The sequence below is a fragment of the Xanthomonas sp. CPBF 426 genome, from assembly GCF_903989465.1.
GTDB classification, from domain to species: domain Bacteria; phylum Pseudomonadota; class Gammaproteobacteria; order Xanthomonadales; family Xanthomonadaceae; genus Xanthomonas; species Xanthomonas euroxanthea.
Map to the genome: position 1 here is coordinate 4,810,885 of NZ_LR861805.1, position 18,917 is coordinate 4,829,801.

The 18,917-nt window shown below is 70.0% G+C and carries 8 protein-coding genes and 1 pseudogene; 3 read left to right on the top strand and 6 right to left on the bottom strand.

Features of this window, described 5'->3' with window-relative positions; genetic code table 11:
- The first annotated feature begins 59 nt into the window (after window positions 1–59).
- The 3 genes from H7A87_RS20335 to H7A87_RS20345 all read left to right on the top strand — a co-directional run bounded on the left by H7A87_RS20335 (window position 60) and on the right by H7A87_RS20345 (window position 1,526).
- Window positions 60–392: a hypothetical protein gene (locus tag H7A87_RS20335; RefSeq protein WP_102255212.1), complete on the top strand. Its 333-nt coding sequence runs from the start codon at window positions 60–62 to the stop codon at window positions 390–392.
- Window positions 393–969: 577 nt separating this feature from the next.
- Window positions 970–1,224, top strand: a complete 255-nt coding sequence (locus H7A87_RS20340) for an antitoxin (protein WP_119129950.1) — start codon at window positions 970–972, stop codon at window positions 1,222–1,224.
- Window positions 1,224–1,526, top strand: a complete 303-nt coding sequence (locus H7A87_RS20345; protein WP_180496824.1) for a type II toxin-antitoxin system RelE/ParE family toxin — start codon at window positions 1,224–1,226, stop codon at window positions 1,524–1,526. Before H7A87_RS20340 ends, H7A87_RS20345 begins: the two co-directional genes overlap by 1 nt.
- Window positions 1,527–1,564: 38 nt before the next feature.
- Here H7A87_RS20345 and H7A87_RS20350 read toward each other — a convergent pair whose 3' ends face one another.
- The 6 genes and pseudogenes from H7A87_RS20350 to H7A87_RS20375 all read right to left on the bottom strand — a co-directional run bounded on the left by H7A87_RS20350 (window position 1,565) and on the right by H7A87_RS20375 (window position 18,875).
- A complete protein-coding gene (locus tag H7A87_RS20350; RefSeq protein ID WP_119129952.1) occupies window positions 1,565–1,855 on the bottom strand; it encodes a HigA family addiction module antitoxin in 291 nt (96 codons plus the stop codon).
- A 72-nt stretch (window positions 1,856–1,927) separates the two neighbouring features.
- Window positions 1,928–2,440 carry a hypothetical protein gene (locus H7A87_RS20355; protein ID WP_232087892.1) on the bottom strand — a complete coding sequence of 171 codons (513 nt, stop codon included), beginning with the start codon at window positions 2,438–2,440 and terminating at the stop codon, window positions 1,928–1,930.
- Window positions 2,441–2,847: 407 nt separating this feature from the next.
- A pseudogene (gene recD, locus H7A87_RS20360) lies at window positions 2,848–5,190 on the bottom strand (exodeoxyribonuclease V subunit alpha); the annotation flags it as partial.
- Window positions 5,191–5,588: 398 nt separating this feature from the next.
- Entirely contained in the window at window positions 5,589–9,650 is a 4,062-nt protein-coding gene (locus H7A87_RS20365) for an exodeoxyribonuclease V subunit beta (protein WP_119129955.1), read from the bottom strand.
- A complete protein-coding gene (gene recC / locus H7A87_RS20370; protein ID WP_119130009.1) occupies window positions 9,647–13,051 on the bottom strand; it encodes an exodeoxyribonuclease V subunit gamma in 3,405 nt (1,134 codons plus the stop codon). The genes H7A87_RS20365 and recC overlap by 4 nt, the downstream gene beginning before the upstream one ends.
- Window positions 13,052–13,430: 379 nt before the next feature.
- Window positions 13,431–18,875: a putative Ig domain-containing protein gene (locus tag H7A87_RS20375; RefSeq protein WP_232087987.1), complete on the bottom strand. Its 5,445-nt coding sequence runs from the start codon at window positions 18,873–18,875 to the stop codon at window positions 13,431–13,433.
- Window positions 18,876–18,917 lie beyond the last annotated feature (42 nt).

Sequence of the window (18,917 nt, forward strand, 5' to 3'; positions counted from 1 at the left end):
GACCTCCCATACATCCCTCACCCGCCATCCTCGCCGCAGACTCAACTGGAGAACACACGATGATGAAATGGATGGGCACCGCGCTGGCCGCGGCACTGCTGGTGAGCGGTTGCGCCAAGGTGGAGGGCGAGAAGTTCGTTGGCCACTGGGTCAACGTGCAGACGCAGGAAGAGACGATGGACATCGAGCGCAATGGCGAGACCTTCATGGTCCGCAGCACCACGCCGAAGTTCTTCAGCCGCAAGCCCAAGACCGAGAGCTACCCGGCGGTCTACAAGGATGGGGCGCTGCAGGTCACCAACGATGGCGAGACGGTGAACTTCGCCATCGACGCGGCCAACGGCCACCTCAACACCGGTGGCGAGCAGTACCAGCGCGTGCCGGCCAAGTAAGCCCACCGCTGTCGCCAGCGCCCGCGTGCAGACCTTGCCGGCCGCACGCGGGCGTTTGCGTTTGTGGCCTAGCCGGCCATGCCGAAGGGCTACTGGTGCACGCTGCCTCGCGCAGACGCCGGGCCGGACACACCGCCCGTCGCCCGGCCTTGCGCTGCCGCTGCCATTCCACCCCGCGCAAGCCGTACAGTGCGCAGGCACGCCAGGGTCATGGCGCTGCCCGACCGATCAATCCAGCAACTACGAGGGTGTCATGAGCAAGGGGATGGACCAGAAGAAGAGCCAGAAGAAAGAGCCGACCAAGACGCTGAAGGAAAAGCGCGCGGCCAAGCAGGAAAAGAAGGGCAAGTAAGCCGCCCGGCCTGCAAGACGGCAGACGAGGTCAGGCGCAGGCCTGACCTCGCGTTTTTTAGGCGTGGCGCGTGGCGCTGAGCGTTGGCTTGCGAACCCGGCCTGTCGGATTCTCTCAATCGCTACTGACATGGCCTGCGTAGCGCCCCAACGCGCTGTTGACCGAACAACGGGCCGGCCAGACCGGCTGTGCTAATGTGGGTTTGTGCGGAATTCGGAGCGCGTCATGAGCCGTTTGACCATCGACCTAAGCGATCAGCAGCACCAGAGCCTGAAGGCGCTGGCGGCTTTGCAAGGCAAGACCATCAAGCAATACGCCCTTGAACGCCTGTTCCCTGGCGATATAAACGCTGATCAGGCATGGCATGAGTTGAAAGGCCTGCTTGGGGGACGTGTCGAGGAAGGCCTTGCCGGCAACGTGTCTACCAAGAGCATCAGCACCATCCTGGATGAAGAATTGGCCGAGGGCCGTCGTGGCTGATGCACGGCTACGTCCTCACCGACGCAGCCGAAGCCGATCTGCGCGGGATCATCCGCTACACCTCGGCACGATGGGGCCAGGCGCAGGTTCGCCGATACATCGCAGACCTGGAACAGGGCATTGCCCATCTCGCAGAAGGAGAATGCACTTTCAGGGATTTGAGTGCGCTGTACCCTGCGTTGCGCATGTCGCATTGCATGCACCATTACGTCTTCTGCCTGCCGCGTGAGCAGGCTCCATCGCTGATCGTGGCGATCCTGCATGAGCGCATGGATCTGATGGTGCGTTTGGCCGGCAGGTGATAGCGCACGATCCACGTAGCGATGGTGTGGCTCTCGACTCAAGCCGCCAGCCGCTTGATCCGTGACGGCAGGCCGCCCAGCGCGCGATGCGCCTGTTCCAGCTCGTAATCGGCTTGCAGGCCCAGCCAGAAGCGCTCGGTCGTGCCCAGCGCTGCAGCCAGGCGCACGGCGGTGTCGGCGGTGATGCCGCGCTTGCCCAGCACGATCTCGTTGATGCGACGCGGCGGCACGCCGGTGGCCCGCGCCAGTGCGTTCAGGCTGATGCCCATGGGCTCGAGGAACTCCTCAAGCAGCACTTCGCCGGGGTGGATGTTGGGTAGGGCTGTCATGGACAGATGCCTCGTGCTCAGTGGTAATCGACAATTTCGACCTCGGCGACATCTCCCTCCATCATCGCAGACCTATCGAGGTGTGATCTCGATGCTGTTGGATGTAGCAGTCTTCAGAGACGTCATATCGGCTGAGGTGCTTTTACTTTTTGATTCCGATTGCTCTCGATAACGCACAAACGGATAGACCGCCACCGAATACGTGCGTCCAGGCATGATCTGGTAGCTCCGTGACAGATTGATCGTCCTGACGATTGACTGCCCGGGCTTCAAGACAAGAGGTTGCATGGAACCGCGGACGTTATGCACGTAGATGCCGCGATAGTCGACGGGGCTGCCGTCCTCTTGCATGACCTTGAACAGATTGGTCTGCAATCTCCCGCTTTTATCTACGTCTGGAACATACGCCGCAGGTAGCTCGATGGGCTGGTCACCTGTGTTGGACATCGTGACTAAGACTGAAGCTCCAGCTGCCGCTGTATGCGCTGTCTGTACGTTCTGGAGTTTGATATTCAGCCTCCCGGCCGCAGTAGCGGCGAAGCACGTCGCCAGCGCAACCGTCCCAAGAATCCATACTGCTTTCATCATTCACCTCCCTAGCGCAAGCGCTTGCTTGCCATGCGTTCTTACGCCACATCCCCGGCTTGGGGTCTATCAGAACAACGGGCCCTGGACGGATGGAACCACCTTGGCAGGCGACTCCCGGGCAGACGGCAATGGCGACTCATCCTCGGCGCGATCTTTCAATTCAACGTGCACGCTTGCCGTAGGCGGCAGTTATCCGAAAATTTCGAATGACTGCCTCTGGAGGCAACTCGTTGTCGGCAAACACCCTGCTATCCAGGTATTCACGGCGATGGTGATGGGCGAACGTGCCGCTTTGCCGTAAGTGATCCTGCAATCGCGCCGGCTCGCGTCCATCAGAACAACGCCCCCTGCACAGGCAACGCAGTGGATGGTTCTGTTGCTTGCTTGGCGGGTGCCGCCTGCTGCTGCGCACCCAACCGCCACGCCAGGCCCGAGATGCGTGCGGCGTGCCGGGCGAGTGCGCTGCGGATGACCGCTTCGCTGCCGGCCAGGTGCAGGGCGCGGCGGGCGCGGGTGATGCCGGTGTAGAGCAGTTCGCGGCTGAGCACGCGGGCGTCGCGGGTGGGCAGTTGCAGCCAGACGGTGTCGAACTCGCTGCCCTGGGCCTTGTGCACGGTCATGGCGAAGGCGCTTTCGTGCGCGGGCAGTGCGGCGGGGTGGAAGCCACGCACCTGACCGTCGCCGTCGCCTTCGAACCAGGCGACCAACGGGCCCTGGGCACGGCTCTCTGTGCCTGGGGCGTGGCGGTTGGCGGTGGCGGCGGACTGGCCTGGCGGTGAGGACGGGCCTTCGTCGCTGCGCCCCGAAAAGGGACTCGCATCGCTTCGCAGGCAGATGCCGACGTCGCCGTTGAACAGGCCGTGGCGGTAGCTGTTTTCGGTGATCAACAGCAGGCGGCCCTGGAACCAGGGCGAGGCGCTGCCGAGACGGCGGGCGCCGGAACCGGTTTCGGCCAACAGTTGCTCGATGCGGGCGTTGAGGCCACGTGCGCCCTGCGGGCCGGCGCGCACGGCGGTGAGCAGGCGCAGGCGCGCGGCATCGCGCAGGGCGGCGGCCGGGTCGTGCGCGTCGGCCAGCGCGCGCCAATGGGCGAGCAGTGCGTCGCGGCCCAGGGTGAGCGGGTCTTCGCCGTCTTCGTGGAAATGCACGCCGGCCAGCTCGCCACTGCGCAGCAGGGCCAGGGCGGTGTCGGCGTCGCCGGCGCGCACGGCGTCGGCCAGCGGGGCGAGCGCGAAGTCGTGCGCCTGACGGTAGCCGCGCAGCAGGTGCACGCGGTGGCCGGCCAGGCCGCCGCTGTGGGCGGCGGCGGGCGTGGTGTCGGCGGGCGCGTTGCCGAGCAGTGCTTGCAGCGCCTGTGCATCCTGCGGCTGCAGGGTGTCGCCGGGGCCGGCGGCCTGGAGGATGGCGGCGAGCACGTCGCCGGCTTCCACCGAGGGCAGCTGGTCGGCATCGCCGAGCAGGATCAGCTGGGTGCCGTCGGCCACGGCTTCCACCAGCTTGCACATCAGCGGCAGGTCGACCATGGAGGCTTCGTCGACCACGATCAGGTCGAACGGCAGCGGGTTGTCCGCGTTATGGCGGAAGTTCGGGGAATCGGGAATGACACCGAGCAGGCGGTGGAGGGTGCTGGCGCCGGTGGGGAGGAGGGAGTTCCAGGTGGACGGCTGGCCCTCACCCGCCCTTCGGGCACCCTCTCCCGCTTGCGGAAGAGGGGAAACGGCGGGGTTTGCTGGCTCTGTCGTTTGGTGAAGAGGGGAAGCGACCGGGTGCGGTGGCTCTGTGGCTTGATGGGGAGGGGAGGCGACGGGGTGCGGTGACGGCTTCGCTTGCCCGGGCGCGGCTGCAGCGGGAGTGGGTGCGAGCTGGATGCCGTCGGCGATGGCGCGGGCAACGGCCAGGCGCAGGCTCTCGGCCATGCGCTCGGCGGCGCGGCCGGTGGGCGCGGCCAGGGCGATGCGCGGTGCCGGGGTGTTGGATGCTTGCGCCTGGGCGATGCGCAGCAACAGCAGGCGGGCGATGGTGGTGGTCTTGCCGGTGCCGGGGCCGCCGGTGACCAGCAGCAGGGTGCGGCGCAGCGCCAGGGCGGCGGCCTGGGCCTGGCGGTCCTGGTGGTGGGATGGGGCCGGCGGGTGCGTGCCGTCTTGGTAGACGGATGGCGCGGGCGGGGCCGTGCCCTCTTGGTGGACAGATGGCGCGGGCAGGCCCGGACCCTCACCCGCCCTTCGGGCACCCTCTCCCGGGGGGAGAGGGGTTGGGTCCACGGGATGAGTGGCTGGGGTCGGGTTTGGGAATAGCTGCGCGAACAGCGGTGCCAGCGTGGCGGCGTCGAAGGGCGGCGGCGACTGGACGGCGATGCGTTGCAGGCCCAGCGCCAGGCGGCGTTCGTACTCGCGGTAGCGGCGCAGGTAGAGCAGGCCGTGTTCCAGGACCAACGGGCAGTCGGCGGCGGCGGGGTCTTCCGGAGCCGGTTGGTCGACCCAGCGCGAGGCGGCCAGGGTGCGTTGCCAGTCGGCGGGGTCCGGCAGTGCGGGCGATGGGCCCTCGCGCGCGTCCAGCAGCATGGCGGCGCGCGCGGGGTCCAGCCCTGCGTGGCCGCTGGTAACGGCCAGCGAGGCGAGCGCGGCGCCGGCCAGGACCTGGGGGTCGGTGTCCGGGGCCAGGCGTTGCAGGCTTTGCGCGAAGGCCAGATCCAGCGGGCGTAGCGCGTCGGCCTTGATCAGCGCGCTGAAGAGGTTTGGCTGGTTCATGGGGTGGACGCCTGCTGGGGGGAGGCGCCGCGGGCGAGTTGTCGATCGGCACAATTCTGACCCTGTACGACACCCTCACCCCAGTCTCCGCTGCGCATCCCGGCCCGCGCGGCGTGGCGCAGGCACTGCCCGGCACGCGCGCCATGGCGCGCAAGCGGTGTGTGCTTGCCCCGAGGGGCGCGCGGCTTGCGCACAGCGCTGGGCCGGAGTGCGGTCTGTTGGGTCATGGCTCGGATGCTTCGGCGGCGGACGTACCCTCACCCCAACCCCCGCTCCGCGCCCCAGCCCGCGCCAGCGGCGCGGGCGCTCCAAGGCACGCGCGCCAGTGGCGCGCAACCAGCGCCTTATCGCCCCCGGGGGAGCGGGGCTTTGGTGCGTCAGCGGTAAGGGGCTGTACGCTAGCGGGCATCGGGCGTGCCTGGGTTGCTGGATGTCGACTCTGGGGCGCTGCCGGCGAACAGGGCGTCCAGGGCCTGGACCAGGGCCGGATCGAAGCGCCAGGCGTGGATGCCGGGCGCAACGCAGACGGATGCCGCTTGGATGCCGGGTGCGGCCGCGTCGGACATGGCGTCGCTGGCGACGGCGTCGCGCGCAGGGTCGGAGCCGGAGCCGGAGCCGGAGTTGGCTGCGGCATTGCGGGCGCGGTCGGCGCCGGGGTTGGCCTCGGCGTCGCGGGCGCGGTCGAAGCCGGGGTTGGCCTCGGCATCGCGGGCACGGTCGGCGCCAGGGTCGGCTGCGGCGTTGCTGGAGGGGTCGGAGCCGGGGTCGGTTGCGCCGCCGCGGGCATGGTCGGCGCCGGGGTTGGCCTCGGCGCTGCGGGCAGGCTCGAGGCCGGGGCCTGATGCCGGGTTACGGCTGGCGTCCAGGCCGCGGCAGAACAGGTAGCGCACGCCGCCGAAGTCGCGGGCGTAGTCGTAGGCCTCGCCCAGGCGGAAGCGCAGCCAGCGGTGCAGCGCGACGGTATAGATCAGCGCCTGCAACTCGTACTCGCTGTGCGCCATGGCGCGGGCCAGGGCGTCGGCGTCGTAGCTGGGCAGGCGGTTGGATTTGTAGTCCAGCACGTACCAGCGCCCGTCCACGGTGTAGGTGAGGTCGATCAGGCCGGTCATCAGGCCTTCCAGCCGCTGGCGCGCGCCGAAGGCCTGGCGCTCGCCGACCACGCCAAACCGGTGCAGCAGTGCCAGCAGTGCCTCGACGCGGGTGGGTCGCATGGCGAAGTGGAATTCCATCTCGTTGCGGCGCTGCGGCGCGGGTACGGCGGCCAGGGGGGTGCCTTCGGGCAACATCACGGTGAGGGTGTGGCCGATCAGGGCGGTGAGCATGGCCAGGCCGTCGTCCCATTCCTTCTCGACGTAGCCGCCGCGTTGCAGCGCCTCGAGGATGGCGGCGGCCTGGCCTTCGGGTGCGGGTTGGCCGGGCTGCCACGCCTGCCAGGCGGCAAAGTCGCAGCGCTCGAACACGTCGTGCATCACCACGCCGAAGCGGTTGCCGGCAAAGCGCGGGTCGAAGGTGTCGACCTCGGCGGCCACCGCAATCGCCTCGCTGCCGGCCGGCTCGTCGCTGCCGCCGCTGCCGACCACGGTGGCGCTGGCCATCGGGTCGGTGGCGGCGCCGGCATCGGCATTGGCCAGCTGGGTAAAGCTGTAGACCCACCAGTCCGGGGCGATATGCCGCTGCGGGGCGCGCGCGGGCGGCACCTGCGCCTCGAGCGGTGGCGGCAGCCGCGGCAGGGTGGCCGGCGGCGTGGACGTGTCCACCACCACCGCGCCCTCGCCGGCCGCGCCCTGCAGCGCGTCGAGCGCGCGCAGCATGCCGGACAGTGCGGTGCGCTCGTGCTGGTGGAACGGGCCGCTGGCGATCCACAGCGCGTGCTCGGCGCGGGTCAGGCCGACGTAGAGCAGGCGCGCGTCTTCGGCGCGTTGTTCCTGCTTCCAGGCCGCTTCGGCGGCGCTCCAGCTTGGGTCGTCTTTGTCAGTCTTCCAGTGCAGCTGGCGGCCGAGCTCCGGCGCATGCACCACGCAATGGCGGCCGGCGCCCTTGTCGCTGCGGCCGATGCCGATGTACGGCAGGAACACCAGCGGATATTCCAGGCCCTTGCTCTTGTGCAGGGTGACGATCTGCACGCGGCGCGCGTCCGATTCCAGCCGCAGTTGCTGGGCTTCGTCGTTGTCGTCGGCATTGGCGATGCGGCGCGACAGCCAGTCGACCAGGCCATGCGGGCCGAGCGCGCGGGCGTCGGCTTCCTGCAGCAGTTCGGCCAGTTGCAGGTAGTTGGTGAGGCGGCGTTCGCCATCGCCCAGGGCCAGCAGGCGTTGCCCGTGCGCGGCGCCCAGCTCGCCGATCAGGGCCAGCGGGCCGCCGCGTTGCCAGCGTTCGCGCCAGTCCAGCGCCTGTTGCTGCCAGCGGCGGTGGCGCTCGCCATCGTGTGCAAGCGCGGCGATGGCGGCGGCGTCCGCGCCGATCAGCACGGTGGCCAGGGCGGCGCGCAGGCGGCTGTCGTCACCCGGGTCGAGCAAGGCCTGCAGCAGGGCCAGCAGCTCCAGTGCTTCGTCGGTGGCGAACAGGCTCTGTTTGCCGGCCGCCACCGCGGGGATGCCCACCGCGCCCAGCGCCTGTTGCATGCGCGTGGCCTCGCCGTGGCTGCGCACCAGCACGGCGATATCGCCGGCCTGCACCGGGCGCGCGTTGATGGTGGCGGTGCCGTCGCGGCCACCGGCCAGCCAGCCGCGAATCGCTGCCACGCAGGCGGCGGTGGCCAGCTCGCGGGCGCGGCCGGCGCTCCAGGGTTTGGGCTTGCCTTTCGCAGGCGGCGGCGGTTCCGGCGCACGCCACAGCGTCAGCGCCGGGGCGGCGGCGCCATCGCGTTGCAGGTCGGCATCCACCCGCTTGGTGCCGGGCCGCACCGGGTGGAAGGCGATGCCATCGGTGAGGAAGGCGTCGGTGTAGCCGGCCTGCGCGTACAACGCGTCGATGACCGCCAGCACGCCGGGGCGCGAGCGGAAGTTGTGGCTGAGCGGCGGGGCGAGTTCGGCAGTGACGGCGGCGGCCAGATAGGTGCGCACGTCGCCACCACGGAAGCCGTAGATGGCCTGCTTGGGGTCGCCGATCAGAAACAGCGCCGGCGCCAGGCCAGCCGCGCGCGCGAGCGGGCCTTCGCCGAACACATTGGAGAAGATCGCCCACTGGCGGTCGTCGGTGTCCTGGAATTCGTCCACCAGCGCGATGGCGTATTGCGCGCGCAGCCGTGTGACCAGGGCGCCGGCCTGCGCGCCTTCCAGCGCGTGCGCGACGCCATCGACCAGGTCGTCGTAGGTCTGCACGCGGCGCTGGCGCTTGAGCAGTGCCAGCCGCGCGATGGCGTCCTCGCGCAGGGCGTGCAGCAGGCGGATGCGGCGACGTGTGCGCCATTGTTCGACACGCGCCAGCGCGGTGAGATAGCCGTCGATCTCGTGGCTCAGTGGCGAGGCTGGCGTGCGCTCGACGAACTTCTTGTTGGTACCGGCGGCCAGGTCCGCGGCGGTCAGCTTGATCAGCTTGGGGTGCGGGGCGGTGTTGACCGATGGCGCGGCGGCGAAGCTGTCGAACCAATGCCACAGCGAGGCCAGCCACTCGGGTTTGTAGCTGACCTTGCTCAGGATGCCGCCGTCGATGGCGGCCATCAGGGTGTCGAAAAACGCGGTGCCATGCGCCTGGAATGCGGCGGCCAGTGCGGTACTGGCGTCCTGCACGGCCTGCAGCAGCGCAGCGGAATCGTCGGGTGTGGTGGCGGCCGCCGGCAGCAGCGTTGGATGGCGCACCAGTGCGCGCAGATCGCTGGCCAGTGCCTCCGGGCCGCCCGACCACAGCGCGATCAGGTCTTCGGCCATTGCCGCATCGGCGGCGCGCTGGCGCCATAGATCGGCGGCGACTTCGCCGAGCAGTTCGCGGTCGTTGGCGAGCAGTTCCGGTGCGGCGAAGGCCTGGCCGCTTTCCAGCGCATGCTCGCGCAGCACACGCGCGCAGAAGCCGTGGATGGTGAACACCGCGGCCAGGTCGATTTCTTCCACCGCCTGTTGCAGGCGGCGGCGCAGGGCGGCCGGTGTCTCGGTGCCGGTGGCCAGGTGGGTGGCGAGGATGGCGCGGGTGAGCAGGACGTCAGGCGCGTCCTGTAGGAGCGGACCTGGCCGCGACGGGTCGTTGGCGAAGTCGGTCGCGGCCGGGGCCGCTCCTACGGGGGCATCGGGGACCAGGGTTGCGGCCAGCACCAGGCGCTCGCGGATGCGGCGGCGCAGTTCCTGGGTGGCGGCCTCGGTGAAGGTCACGGCGAGGATCTGGCCGATGCGCAGGCCGCGCTCGACCACCAGCCGGGTGAACAGCGTGGCCAGGGTGAAGGTCTTGCCGGTGCCGGCGCTGGCCTCGATCAGGCGCACGCCGTGCAGCGGCAGGTGCAGGTACGGGTCGGTGACCGGGCTGGCGCTCATTCGGCCTCCTCCTGCGCGCCGTGCCAGTGGCTCCAGCTCTCGACCAGGCGCTGCGGATCCAGTGTGGCGTCGGCGTTGCCGCGCTCGAGCAGGTCGTACACGCGGTGGCTGGTGGTGGCGAACTCGGCGAAGCGCTGTGCATCGGCGAACGGGTCGCGGCCGCGGTTGACCAGGCGCAGTTCCGGGCTGTGCGATTCGCTCCAGCCGAAGCTGGATTGCCACTGCCCGGCGGCCTCCTTGATGGCCTTGTCCAGGTCGTCGCCGCGCGCGGCCTGGTGGTATTTCCAGCTGCTGTAGGGCGCGAAGGCCAGCGGCGCCTGCAGGCCGTGCCGATACAGCTGCAACAGTGCGGCCAATGCAGTTTGCGCCTGCGCCTGCGACAGCGGTTCGAGGTCGATGGGATGCGGGCCTAAACCGTCTTCGTGTTCGAAGAAGCGCACATACGGCGCGTGCTCGCCGGCAGCGCGCAGCAGCAGCCATTCCAGGCCGTGGCGGATCGCGCTGCGGCCGCTGAGCGCGCCGACCTGCACGCGCCCCACCCCGCTCGCATACCAGCCGGGCACGCGGCCGTGCACCTCGACATCGCCGATCTGCACCTGCAGCCGATGCGACTGCGCCGGCGCCTCGCCGCGCCATTGCCGGAATGCCTCGGCATACGGGCGCAATTGCGCCACCCGCTCATCGAGCTGGCGTCGCCCCAGCGGCCCGGACGGCAGCAGCGCACGCGCGCGCAGGCGCTCGTAGAGCCGGCCGGTGTCGCCGGCCAGTGCGGCGTCGAACACATGCTGCTGCAGGCCGTATTGGTCCAGCCCGCGCGTGGGCGCCAGCAGCGGCTCCAGGTCGCTGTCTTCGCTGGCCGGGTCGGGCAACCGCATGCCCAGACGATGGCGCAGGAACTGCCCGGCCGGGTCGGAAAACAGGCGGCGCAGGTCGTCGATCGAGACGCTGCCCGGCACTGCGCTGTCGTCGGCCGGCAACGCACCGGCCACCCACGGCGCGAGCGGCTGGCGCTGGCCGACCAGGCTGTCCACCGACGGTCGCCATTGGCGGCGATAACTGAAACGGCGCGGGTCGGCGCCGTGATCGCCCGGCGCACCGAAGGCGGCGGCGGCGAAGGGCTGCAACGGGTGCTGCACCACCAGCGTGGCGATCGCCTGCGGGTCGGCATGGTACTGCGCAGCGCTGCCCAGCAGTTCGCTGACCAGCACCGACGGTTCGCGCGCGCTGGCATCGCGCGCATCGGCGCCGAGATAGCTCAGGTAGAACACCTCCTGCGCAGAGGCGAACAACTGCAGAAACAGGAACCGGTCGTCCTCGCGGGTTGAACGGTCGCCATGCCGGCGGCGCTCGGTGCCCAGCTCGGCAGTGAGGCGATTGAGCCCGGCGGCCGGGTCGCGGCGCGGGAAATCGCCATCGTTCATGCCGAGCAGGCAGATCACGCGGAACGGCAGCAGGCGCATCGGCACCATGCGGCCGAAGCTGATGCCGCCGGTGAGCAGCGGCGCGCGCGTGTCCGATTCGCCCAGCACCGCAGCGAAGTGCGCGCGCACCACCTCGGCAGGCACCTTGCCAGCGTAGTCGGCGCGCACCGCATCGCGGGCGAACTGGTCGATCAGGCTGCGCAAGCGGTCCAGCGCGCGCTGCGCGCGCGGTGCCGACGGCGCCTTCGGAATCAGCTCTTCCAGCAAGCCGAGCAGACGCTCGCGCCACTCGACTGGCGTCATCGCCTTGGCCAATACCGACTGGTGGCGTTCGAGCACGCCCAGCAAGTGCAACAGCGTGTCCAGCGCGGCCACTGCGCTGCCTTCCAGCTGCGGCCAGGGCGCCACGCCCTCGATCTCTTCATCGGCGCCGCTGGCATGGCCGAGCAGCAGCCGGTCCAGTGCGAAGCGCCAGGTGTAGGCATCGTCGCTCGGTGCCTGGTGCTGGCGCCGGTGCGCCGCATCCAGCCCCCAGCGCGCGCCGGCCGCGTGCAGCCAGCCGCGCAGGCGTTCCAGCCCGGCTTCGTCCAGGCCGGCGGCCTCGGCGATCGGCGCGCTGGCCAGCAGGTCGAGAATCTCGTGCAGGCCGAAGCGTGCGATCGGCAGGCCGAGCAAGGTGAGGAACACCTCGGCCAGCGGCTCGCTGGCCAACGGGCTGGCATCGGCCAGCGCGTACGGCAGCGCGTCGTCGTTGCCGTGGCTGCCGAACACCGCGTCCAGGTACGGCACGTACGGGTCGATGTCCGGCGACAGCACCGCGATCTCGCGTGGCTGCAAGGGCGGGTCGAAGCGCGCATCGTCGAGCAAAGCGCGCAGCTGGTCGTGCAGCACCTGCAGCTCGCGCAGCCGCGTGTGGCAGGCATGCACCTGCAGGCTGGGGTCGTGCAGATTCACCGTCGGCAATGCGGCGGGCACGCTGGGCGCGCGACGATGGAACAGGTCGCTCTGCATGCGGCGCAGCAGGCTGTCGCCCAGGCCGCCGTCGGCCAGTGCGCGGCGGCCGGACTCCAGCGGGTCGGCGTAGACGGCGATCTCGGCCAGCGGATGCACCACCTCGTAATCGCCGACCAACGCCATGAAGTCGCGCCCGGCCGCGCCCCAGGCCTGCAGCAGCGGGTTTTCCTGTACCTGCTCGGCAAACAGCTGCACCGCGCCGTCTTCGCGGCGACGTTGCCACAGGGTCTGCAGATCGCCCCAGTACCCTTGCGTGGGCGTGGGCAGATAGAAATGCAGCGTGCCCACACGCGCCTGCGTGGCCAGCACGCGCAGCACGTCGGGCGAAATATTCAAGATGGCGAAGGCGAACAGGCGCCTGGGCAAGCCCTGCGGCAGCGGACCGTCCGGGCGCGCGTAGCGATCCAGGTACTGGCCGATGCGACGCGCGCGGTATTGCCGGCCGGTGGCGATGCTGCGCCACAGGCGCGCCTGCGGATCATCGGGGTCGGCGCCGCCTTCCCAGCGCAGCAACCAGTCGCGTCGCCAGGCCTGGTACTTCTCGAACACGTTGCCCAGCTCGCCGGCCAATGCCCAGGGCTTGAGCGCATCGCCGTCGGACAGATAACCGGCCAACGGCGCCAATGCCGCATCGCTGCCCAGGTCGGCCTGCAATGCGGCATACAACCGCCACTGTGTGGTGGCCATGTCCAGATCGTCGTCGGCCGGGCCGAGATTGCACTCCAGCGCGCGCGCGACGAATTCGCCGGGGGTGAGGAATTCCAGGTTGGCCGCCACGCCGTGCTCGGCCGCCAGCGTGGACTGCAGCCAGCGCCGCATCGCCACCTGCGGGATCAGCACCACCTCCGGCTGCAGCAACGGCTGCTCCGGCACCGGCCGGCGCAGCTCCTGGGCGAGCAAGGCGGCCAGCGTATCCAGCGCATTTGAGGGATAGAGGCGGAAATCGGGCGCGGAAGTGGCGTGCATGCGTGCGTGCATTGTGCCGGATGCGGCCGTGCTGCGCTGTTTGCCGAGGATCTGCATGCAGCGGTCGGTGCCGATGCCCAGGGCTGTCCTGTGACATGGGCAACTGCTCAGCCGCGCGTGGCGATCGACTGCCGACACGCGGCAGACCTGAGCAAACCCGGCACCGGCAGGAAAGCAGACAGGCGGACCAGGCTGCACGCTGGCTTCGATGCACTGCGGCCGATGTGCGTGGCGGTCTGTCTACAACCCACCGCCGACCAATGCGCAGCGCAGCACCAGCGCCGCCATGCAACACATACCGCCGGCGGCATCACAAACGCGATGGGCCGGGGTAGTCGCCCGGCCCATCGCGTTGCTCAGTGCATGACGCTGGAGACGATCAGTATTTCTTTTCCAGATTGATCATCCAGGTCTGATCGTTGTTGCTGTCGCCGTCGGTGATGCCGCGGTATTCCAGCCGCGTCGACAGGCCCTGCTCGGTCAGCAGCGCCGCACCGATGCCGACCATCAGGCGGTTGCGGTCGAACGCGCTCTGGCCGGCACGATAGAACGGCCCGCCGTTCAGGTCGGCATAGCTCAGCGTGGCATCGCCGCGGCCCTGGAAGTCGCGCTGGTATTCCACGCGCAACTGCGGGGTCAGCCGGCCCCAGGCCACTTCGCGGCGCCATTCCAGGCGCAGGCCCAGGTTGCCGGTGGTGGTGGCCACGTCCATGTCGTCATAGCGCAGCGCGAACGGCGCCACGCCGTCTTCGACATAGCCATCCAACGTGGCGCGGGCCACATCCACACGTGCATACGGGGTGATCTGCAGTTCGCCGCGCTGCAGGTCCGCACCGGTGGAGACCGACGCAATCCACTGCTTGCCGTCGCGGTTGCCCTCGGCCATCGAGCTGTCGTCGGTGACGAAGCGGCGCAGGTCGTAGGACAGCAGCTGGTAGCCGACCAGGGTGTCGAAGAAGAACGCCTTGCCCGGATGGAAGCTGGCATACAGCGCCATGGTGTAGGCGGTGGCCTTGGAGTGGCTGCCGTTCCTGCCCACATCGCTGTCGTCGCGGCCCCAACCCAGGCCCGCACCGATCGCCAGCGACTGTGCCACCCGGTAATCGGCGCCCACGCTCAGGCCGTCGGTCTGGAAGTCCACCCCGTTGCTGTTGGACTGCTTGTCCAGGCTGCCCGAGCGGATTGCACCACCCACCCACAGCCCCAGATCGCCCTGACCCTGCGCGGTGCTGTTGCCGCTGCTGGCCATTGCCGGCGCATCGCGGAAGTCGTTGTCGGCCTCCTGCGTGTCCGGGCTGCACGGCTGCGCACTGATGCCGCGGTCGGCCTGGCGGCAATGCGAGGTCGGCTGGAAGCTCACCGCGTTGCTGAAGGTGCCGCCGCCGCGGTGGGTGGCTTCCAGGCGGCGCTGGAAGTTGTCGATCTGCGCGCGCGCAAAGCGCCGGGTGGACTCAGACTGCGCATCGATCAGGCCACGCACTTCCGCATCCACGCTGGGGTCGCGGCGCGGCGCGATGGTGAACACCACGCTGGCCGGCACCGAGGTGGCGAACGCATTGGACAAGGTGAACTGCACCGTGGCCTGGCCGACGAAGGCCGGGTTGGGGGTGAAGGTCAGCATGAACGTGGGCGTCTCGGCCATCGCAGCCGCCGCCGGCGACGGGCCGGAGGCACGCGCCGCCGCCGCGGTGGCGGTGCCGCCGGTCCGGGTGATGGTGGCGGTACCGGCCGAGGCCGGCAGCACCGCGACCACGGCTGCAGCCACGAACGGCCCGCCGGTGGCATTGCGGGTCAGGTCGACCTGCTGCGCTTCGCCGGGCACGGCTGCGGCAGTCACCGACACCGCCACCGGCCGCGCGTTGACCGTAATGGTCAACGTGACCGCGGCCGACGTACCACCGCTACCGGTGACCGTGTAGCTCACCACGTCGGTGCCGACGAAACCGGCGGCTGGCGTGTAGACCAGCTCCAGCCCGTTGACCACGGCGGTGCCGTTGGTCGGCGCGGTGGCAATGGCGATCGATGCGATGTTGCCGGTGTCGTTGGCGGTCACCGCCACCGTCACCGCAGCATCGGACATGGTCGCCGCCACATCCGCCACCGCCACCGGCGCCGCATCGCTCACCGTGAAGCTGTAGGCCTGGGTGGCGCTGGCATTGCCGGCATCGGCCACCGTGATGGTGAAGGACGAGGTGCCCTCCGTCGTCGGCGTGCCCGACAGCGTGCCGTCGCCGGCCAGCGTCAGGCCAGCCGGCAAGGTGCCGCTGGCGATGCTGTAGCGATAAGGCGCGACGCCACCGCTGGCCGTGAGCACCTGGGTGTACGCGCTGCCGCGCGTCGCCGGTGGCAGGGTGGGCTGCGCCAGCACCAGCGTCGCCGCGGCAATGGTGATCGTATAGCGCTGGCTGGCCTGGGCCGCCGGGCTGGGCGTGCTGTCGGTGGCGGTCAGGGTGAAGTTGAACGTGCCCGACGAGGTCGGCGTGCCGCTGAGTCCACCGGTCGCCGCATCGAGGACGATACCGCTCGGCAGGGCGCCGGCTGTCAGTGCATAGCTGTAAGGCGCGATACCGCCGGTCGCGGGCGCGATGGTCGCGGCGTAGACCTGAGCGGCCGTGCCGGCCGGCAAGGTGCTTGCTGGCAGGACCAGGTTCGGGCCGTCCACCGTGAAGGTATACGCCTGGGTGGTGCTGGCATTGCCGGCGTCGGCCACCGCGATGGCGAACGAAAAGACGCCTTCAGCGGTCGGCGTGCCGGACAACGTGCCGTTGCCGGACAGGGTCAGACCGGCAGGCAAGCTGCCGTTGGCGACGCTGTAGGTATACGGCGCGACGCCGCCGGACGCCGTCAGCACCTGACTGTAGGGCCTGCCACGCACCGCTGGCGGCAGCGTGGGCTGGCCAGGCACCAGGGTGGCGGCTGCAATCGTCAGCGTGTAATTGCGGCTGGCCTGGGCCGCCGGGCTGGGCGTGCTGTCGCTGGCAGTCAGGGTGAAGGCGAAGTTGCCCGACAAGGTCGGCGTGCCGCTGAGCGCACCGGTCGCAGCATCCAGCACCATGCCGTTCGGCAACGTGCCGGCCGTCAGTGCGTAGCTGTAGGGCGCGGTGCCGCCGGTCGCAGGCGAGATGGTCGCCGCGTACGCCTGCCCGGCCGTGCCTGCCGGCAGGGTGCTGGCCGGCAACGCCAGGTTCGGGCCGGCCACCGTCAGCGCATAGGCCTGCGCAGCGGTAAAGGCGTTCGCATCGGTCGCCGTCACGGTGAAGTTGAAGCTGCCTTCCACTGTTGCGGTGCCGGACAGCGTGCCGTTGCTGGCCAGGGTCAGGCCAGCCGGCAGCGTGCCGCTTCCGAGGCTGTAGGTGTACGGAGCGGTGCCGCCGCTGGCGCTCAGCGTCTGGCTGTAGGCCGTGCCGCGGGTGGCGGCCGGCAGCGTGGTGGGCGCGACCGCGATCACCGGTGCCGCGATGGTCAGCGTGTAGCTGCGGCTGGCCTGCGCCGCCGGGCTGGGCGTGCTGTCGGACACGGTCAGGGTGAAGGTGAACGTGCCTGCCACGGTCGGCGTGCCGCTGAGGCTGCCGGTGGCCGCGTCCACGGCGACACCCGCCGGCAATGCGCCGCCAGTCAGTGCATAACTGTAGGGCGCGGTGCCGCCAGTGGCGGGCGTGATCGCCGCAGTGTAAGCCTGCCCGGCCGTGCCTGCCGGCAAGGTGCTGGCCGGCAACGTCAGGTTCGGGCCGGCCACCGTCAGCGCATAGGCCTGCGCAGCGGTGAAGGCGTTCGCATCGGTCGCCGTCACGGTGAAGTTGAAGCTGCCTTCCACTGTTGCGGTGCCGGACAGCGTGCCGTTGCTGGCCAGGGTCAGGCCAGCCGGCAGCGTGCCGCTTCCGAGGGTGTAGGTGTACGGCGCGGTGCCGCCACTGGCGCTCAGCGCCTGGCTGTAGGCCGTGCCGCGGGTGGCGGCGGGCAGCGTGGTGGGCGCGACCACGATCACCGGTGCCGCGATGGTCAGCGTGTAGCTGCGGCTGGCCTGCGCCGCCGGGCTGGGCGTGCTGTCGGACACGGTCAGGGTGAAGGTGAAGGTGCCTGCCACGGTCGGCGTGCCGCTGAGACTGCCGGTGGCCGCGTCCACGACAACACCCGCCGGTAGGACGCCGCCGGTCAGTGCATAGCTGTAGGGCGCGGTGCCGCCGCTGGCGGGCGTGATCGTCGCCGCGTACGCCTGCCCGGCCGTACCTGCGGGCAAGGTGCTGGCCGGCAGTACAACGTTCGGGCCGGCAACGGTCAGGCTGTAGGCCTGGTTGCCGGTGAAGCTCCCCGCATCGGTCGCGGTCACGGTGAAGTTGAAGCTGCCTTCCACCGTCGCGGTACCCGACAGCGTGCCGTTGCTGGCCAGGGTGAGGCCTGCCGGCAGCGTGCCGCTTGCTAGCGTGTAGGTGTACGGCGCGGTGCCGCCACTGGCGCTCAGCGTCTGGCTGTAGGCCGTGCCGCGGGTGGCGGCCGGCAGCGTGGACGGCGCAACCACGATCGGCGGCGCGGCGATGGTCAGGGAGTAGCTCTGCGTTGCCTGCGATGGCGTGCCGCTAGTGCTGTCGGTGGCGGTCACGTTGAAGCTGAAGCTGCCCGCGGTGCCGGGCGTACCGGTCAGGGCGCCGCTGCTGCCATTGAGCGTGATGCCCGCCGGCAGGGCGCCGGCGGTAACGGCGTAGGTATACGGGGCAATGCCGCCGGTCGCCGGAGTGAGCGCGCTCGAATAGGCCTGGCCCGCCGTGCCGGCCGGCAGGTTGGTCGCCGGCAGGGTCACCGTCGCGCCGGCCACGGTCAGCGTGTAGGCACGGTTGCCGCTGGTGGGGCTGCCGCCGCTATCGGTAGCGGTGGCGGTGAGGTTGAAGCTGCCGGTGGCGGTGGGTGTGCCGGACAGCACGCCGGCAGCGCTCAGGGTCAGCCCGGGCGGCAGCGCACCGGCAGTGACGGCAAAGGTGTACGGCGCGGTGCCGCCGCTGGCGCTCAGGTTCTGGCTGTAGGCGCTGCCGGCGGTGGCTGCCGGCAGCGTGGCCGGCCCGACAATCACCACCACATCGTCGTTGAGGATGGTGCCGGTGCCGGTGGCGCGCGCGATGCTGGCGTTGCTGGCACCGGACAGGCCGACGCTGAAGGTCTCGCTGGCCTCGACCGCGGTGTCGCCATTGACGGTGATCGCCACGCCCTGCGCAGTGGTACCCGGCGGAAATGTCAGCGTGCCCGACCGCGCGACGTAGTCGCTCCCTGCGGTGGCGGTGCCGTTGGCGGTGGCGTAATTGACCGACACGGTCTGGCCGCTGGCCGCGCTCAGGCTCACCGTGAACGTGGCCGTGGTGGTGCCGCTATTGCCTTCGTTCACGCTGATATCGTCGATCGACAGCGACGGCACCGCATCGTCGTTGACGATGGTGCCCAGGCCCTGCGCATCGGCCACTGTCGCGCCGGTGACGTTGCTGACGTTGACGAAGAAGGTCTCATCGGGCTCGCTGAGCGAGTCGCCGTTGACCTGCACGGTGAAGGTGGCGCTGCTGCTGCCGGCGGGGATGGTCTGCCCGGCCAGGCTGGAGGCGACGTAGTCCACGCCGGCAGTGGCAGTGCCGTCGGCAGTGGAGATATCGAAGCTGACGCCGCCGGCGCCGGCCGGCTGGCTCAACGAGACAGTGAAGGTGGCATTGGTGGTGCCGGCGTTGCCTTCGCTCACGGACACGTCGTTGATCGATAGCGCCGGCTGGTCGTCGTTGAGGATGGTGCCGGTGGCGCTGTTGGGCGACCCCACGCTGTAGCCGCTGCCCGCAGCCAGGCTGATCACCACCGTCTCGTCCGGTTCGATGGTGGCATCGGCGGTCGGATTGAT

What these genes read in the sequence shown, in the direction of transcription:
- H7A87_RS20355 (WP_232087892.1), bottom strand. Translation starts at nt 2,440, where the DNA reads ATGAAAGCAGTATGGATTCTTGGGACGGTTGCGCTGGCGACGTGCTTC.
- H7A87_RS20335 (WP_102255212.1), top strand. Translation starts at nt 60, where the DNA reads ATGATGAAATGGATGGGCACCGCGCTGGCCGCGGCACTGCTGGTGAGC.
- H7A87_RS20340 (WP_119129950.1), top strand. Translation starts at nt 970, where the DNA reads ATGAGCCGTTTGACCATCGACCTAAGCGATCAGCAGCACCAGAGCCTG.
- H7A87_RS20345 (WP_180496824.1), top strand. Translation starts at nt 1,224, where the DNA reads ATGCACGGCTACGTCCTCACCGACGCAGCCGAAGCCGATCTGCGCGGG.
- H7A87_RS20365 (WP_119129955.1), bottom strand. Translation starts at nt 9,650, where the DNA reads ATGAGCGCCAGCCCGGTCACCGACCCGTACCTGCACCTGCCGCTGCAC.
- H7A87_RS20350 (WP_119129952.1), bottom strand. Translation starts at nt 1,855, where the DNA reads ATGACAGCCCTACCCAACATCCACCCCGGCGAAGTGCTGCTTGAGGAG.
- recC (WP_119130009.1), bottom strand. Translation starts at nt 13,051, where the DNA reads ATGCACGCCACTTCCGCGCCCGATTTCCGCCTCTATCCCTCAAATGCG.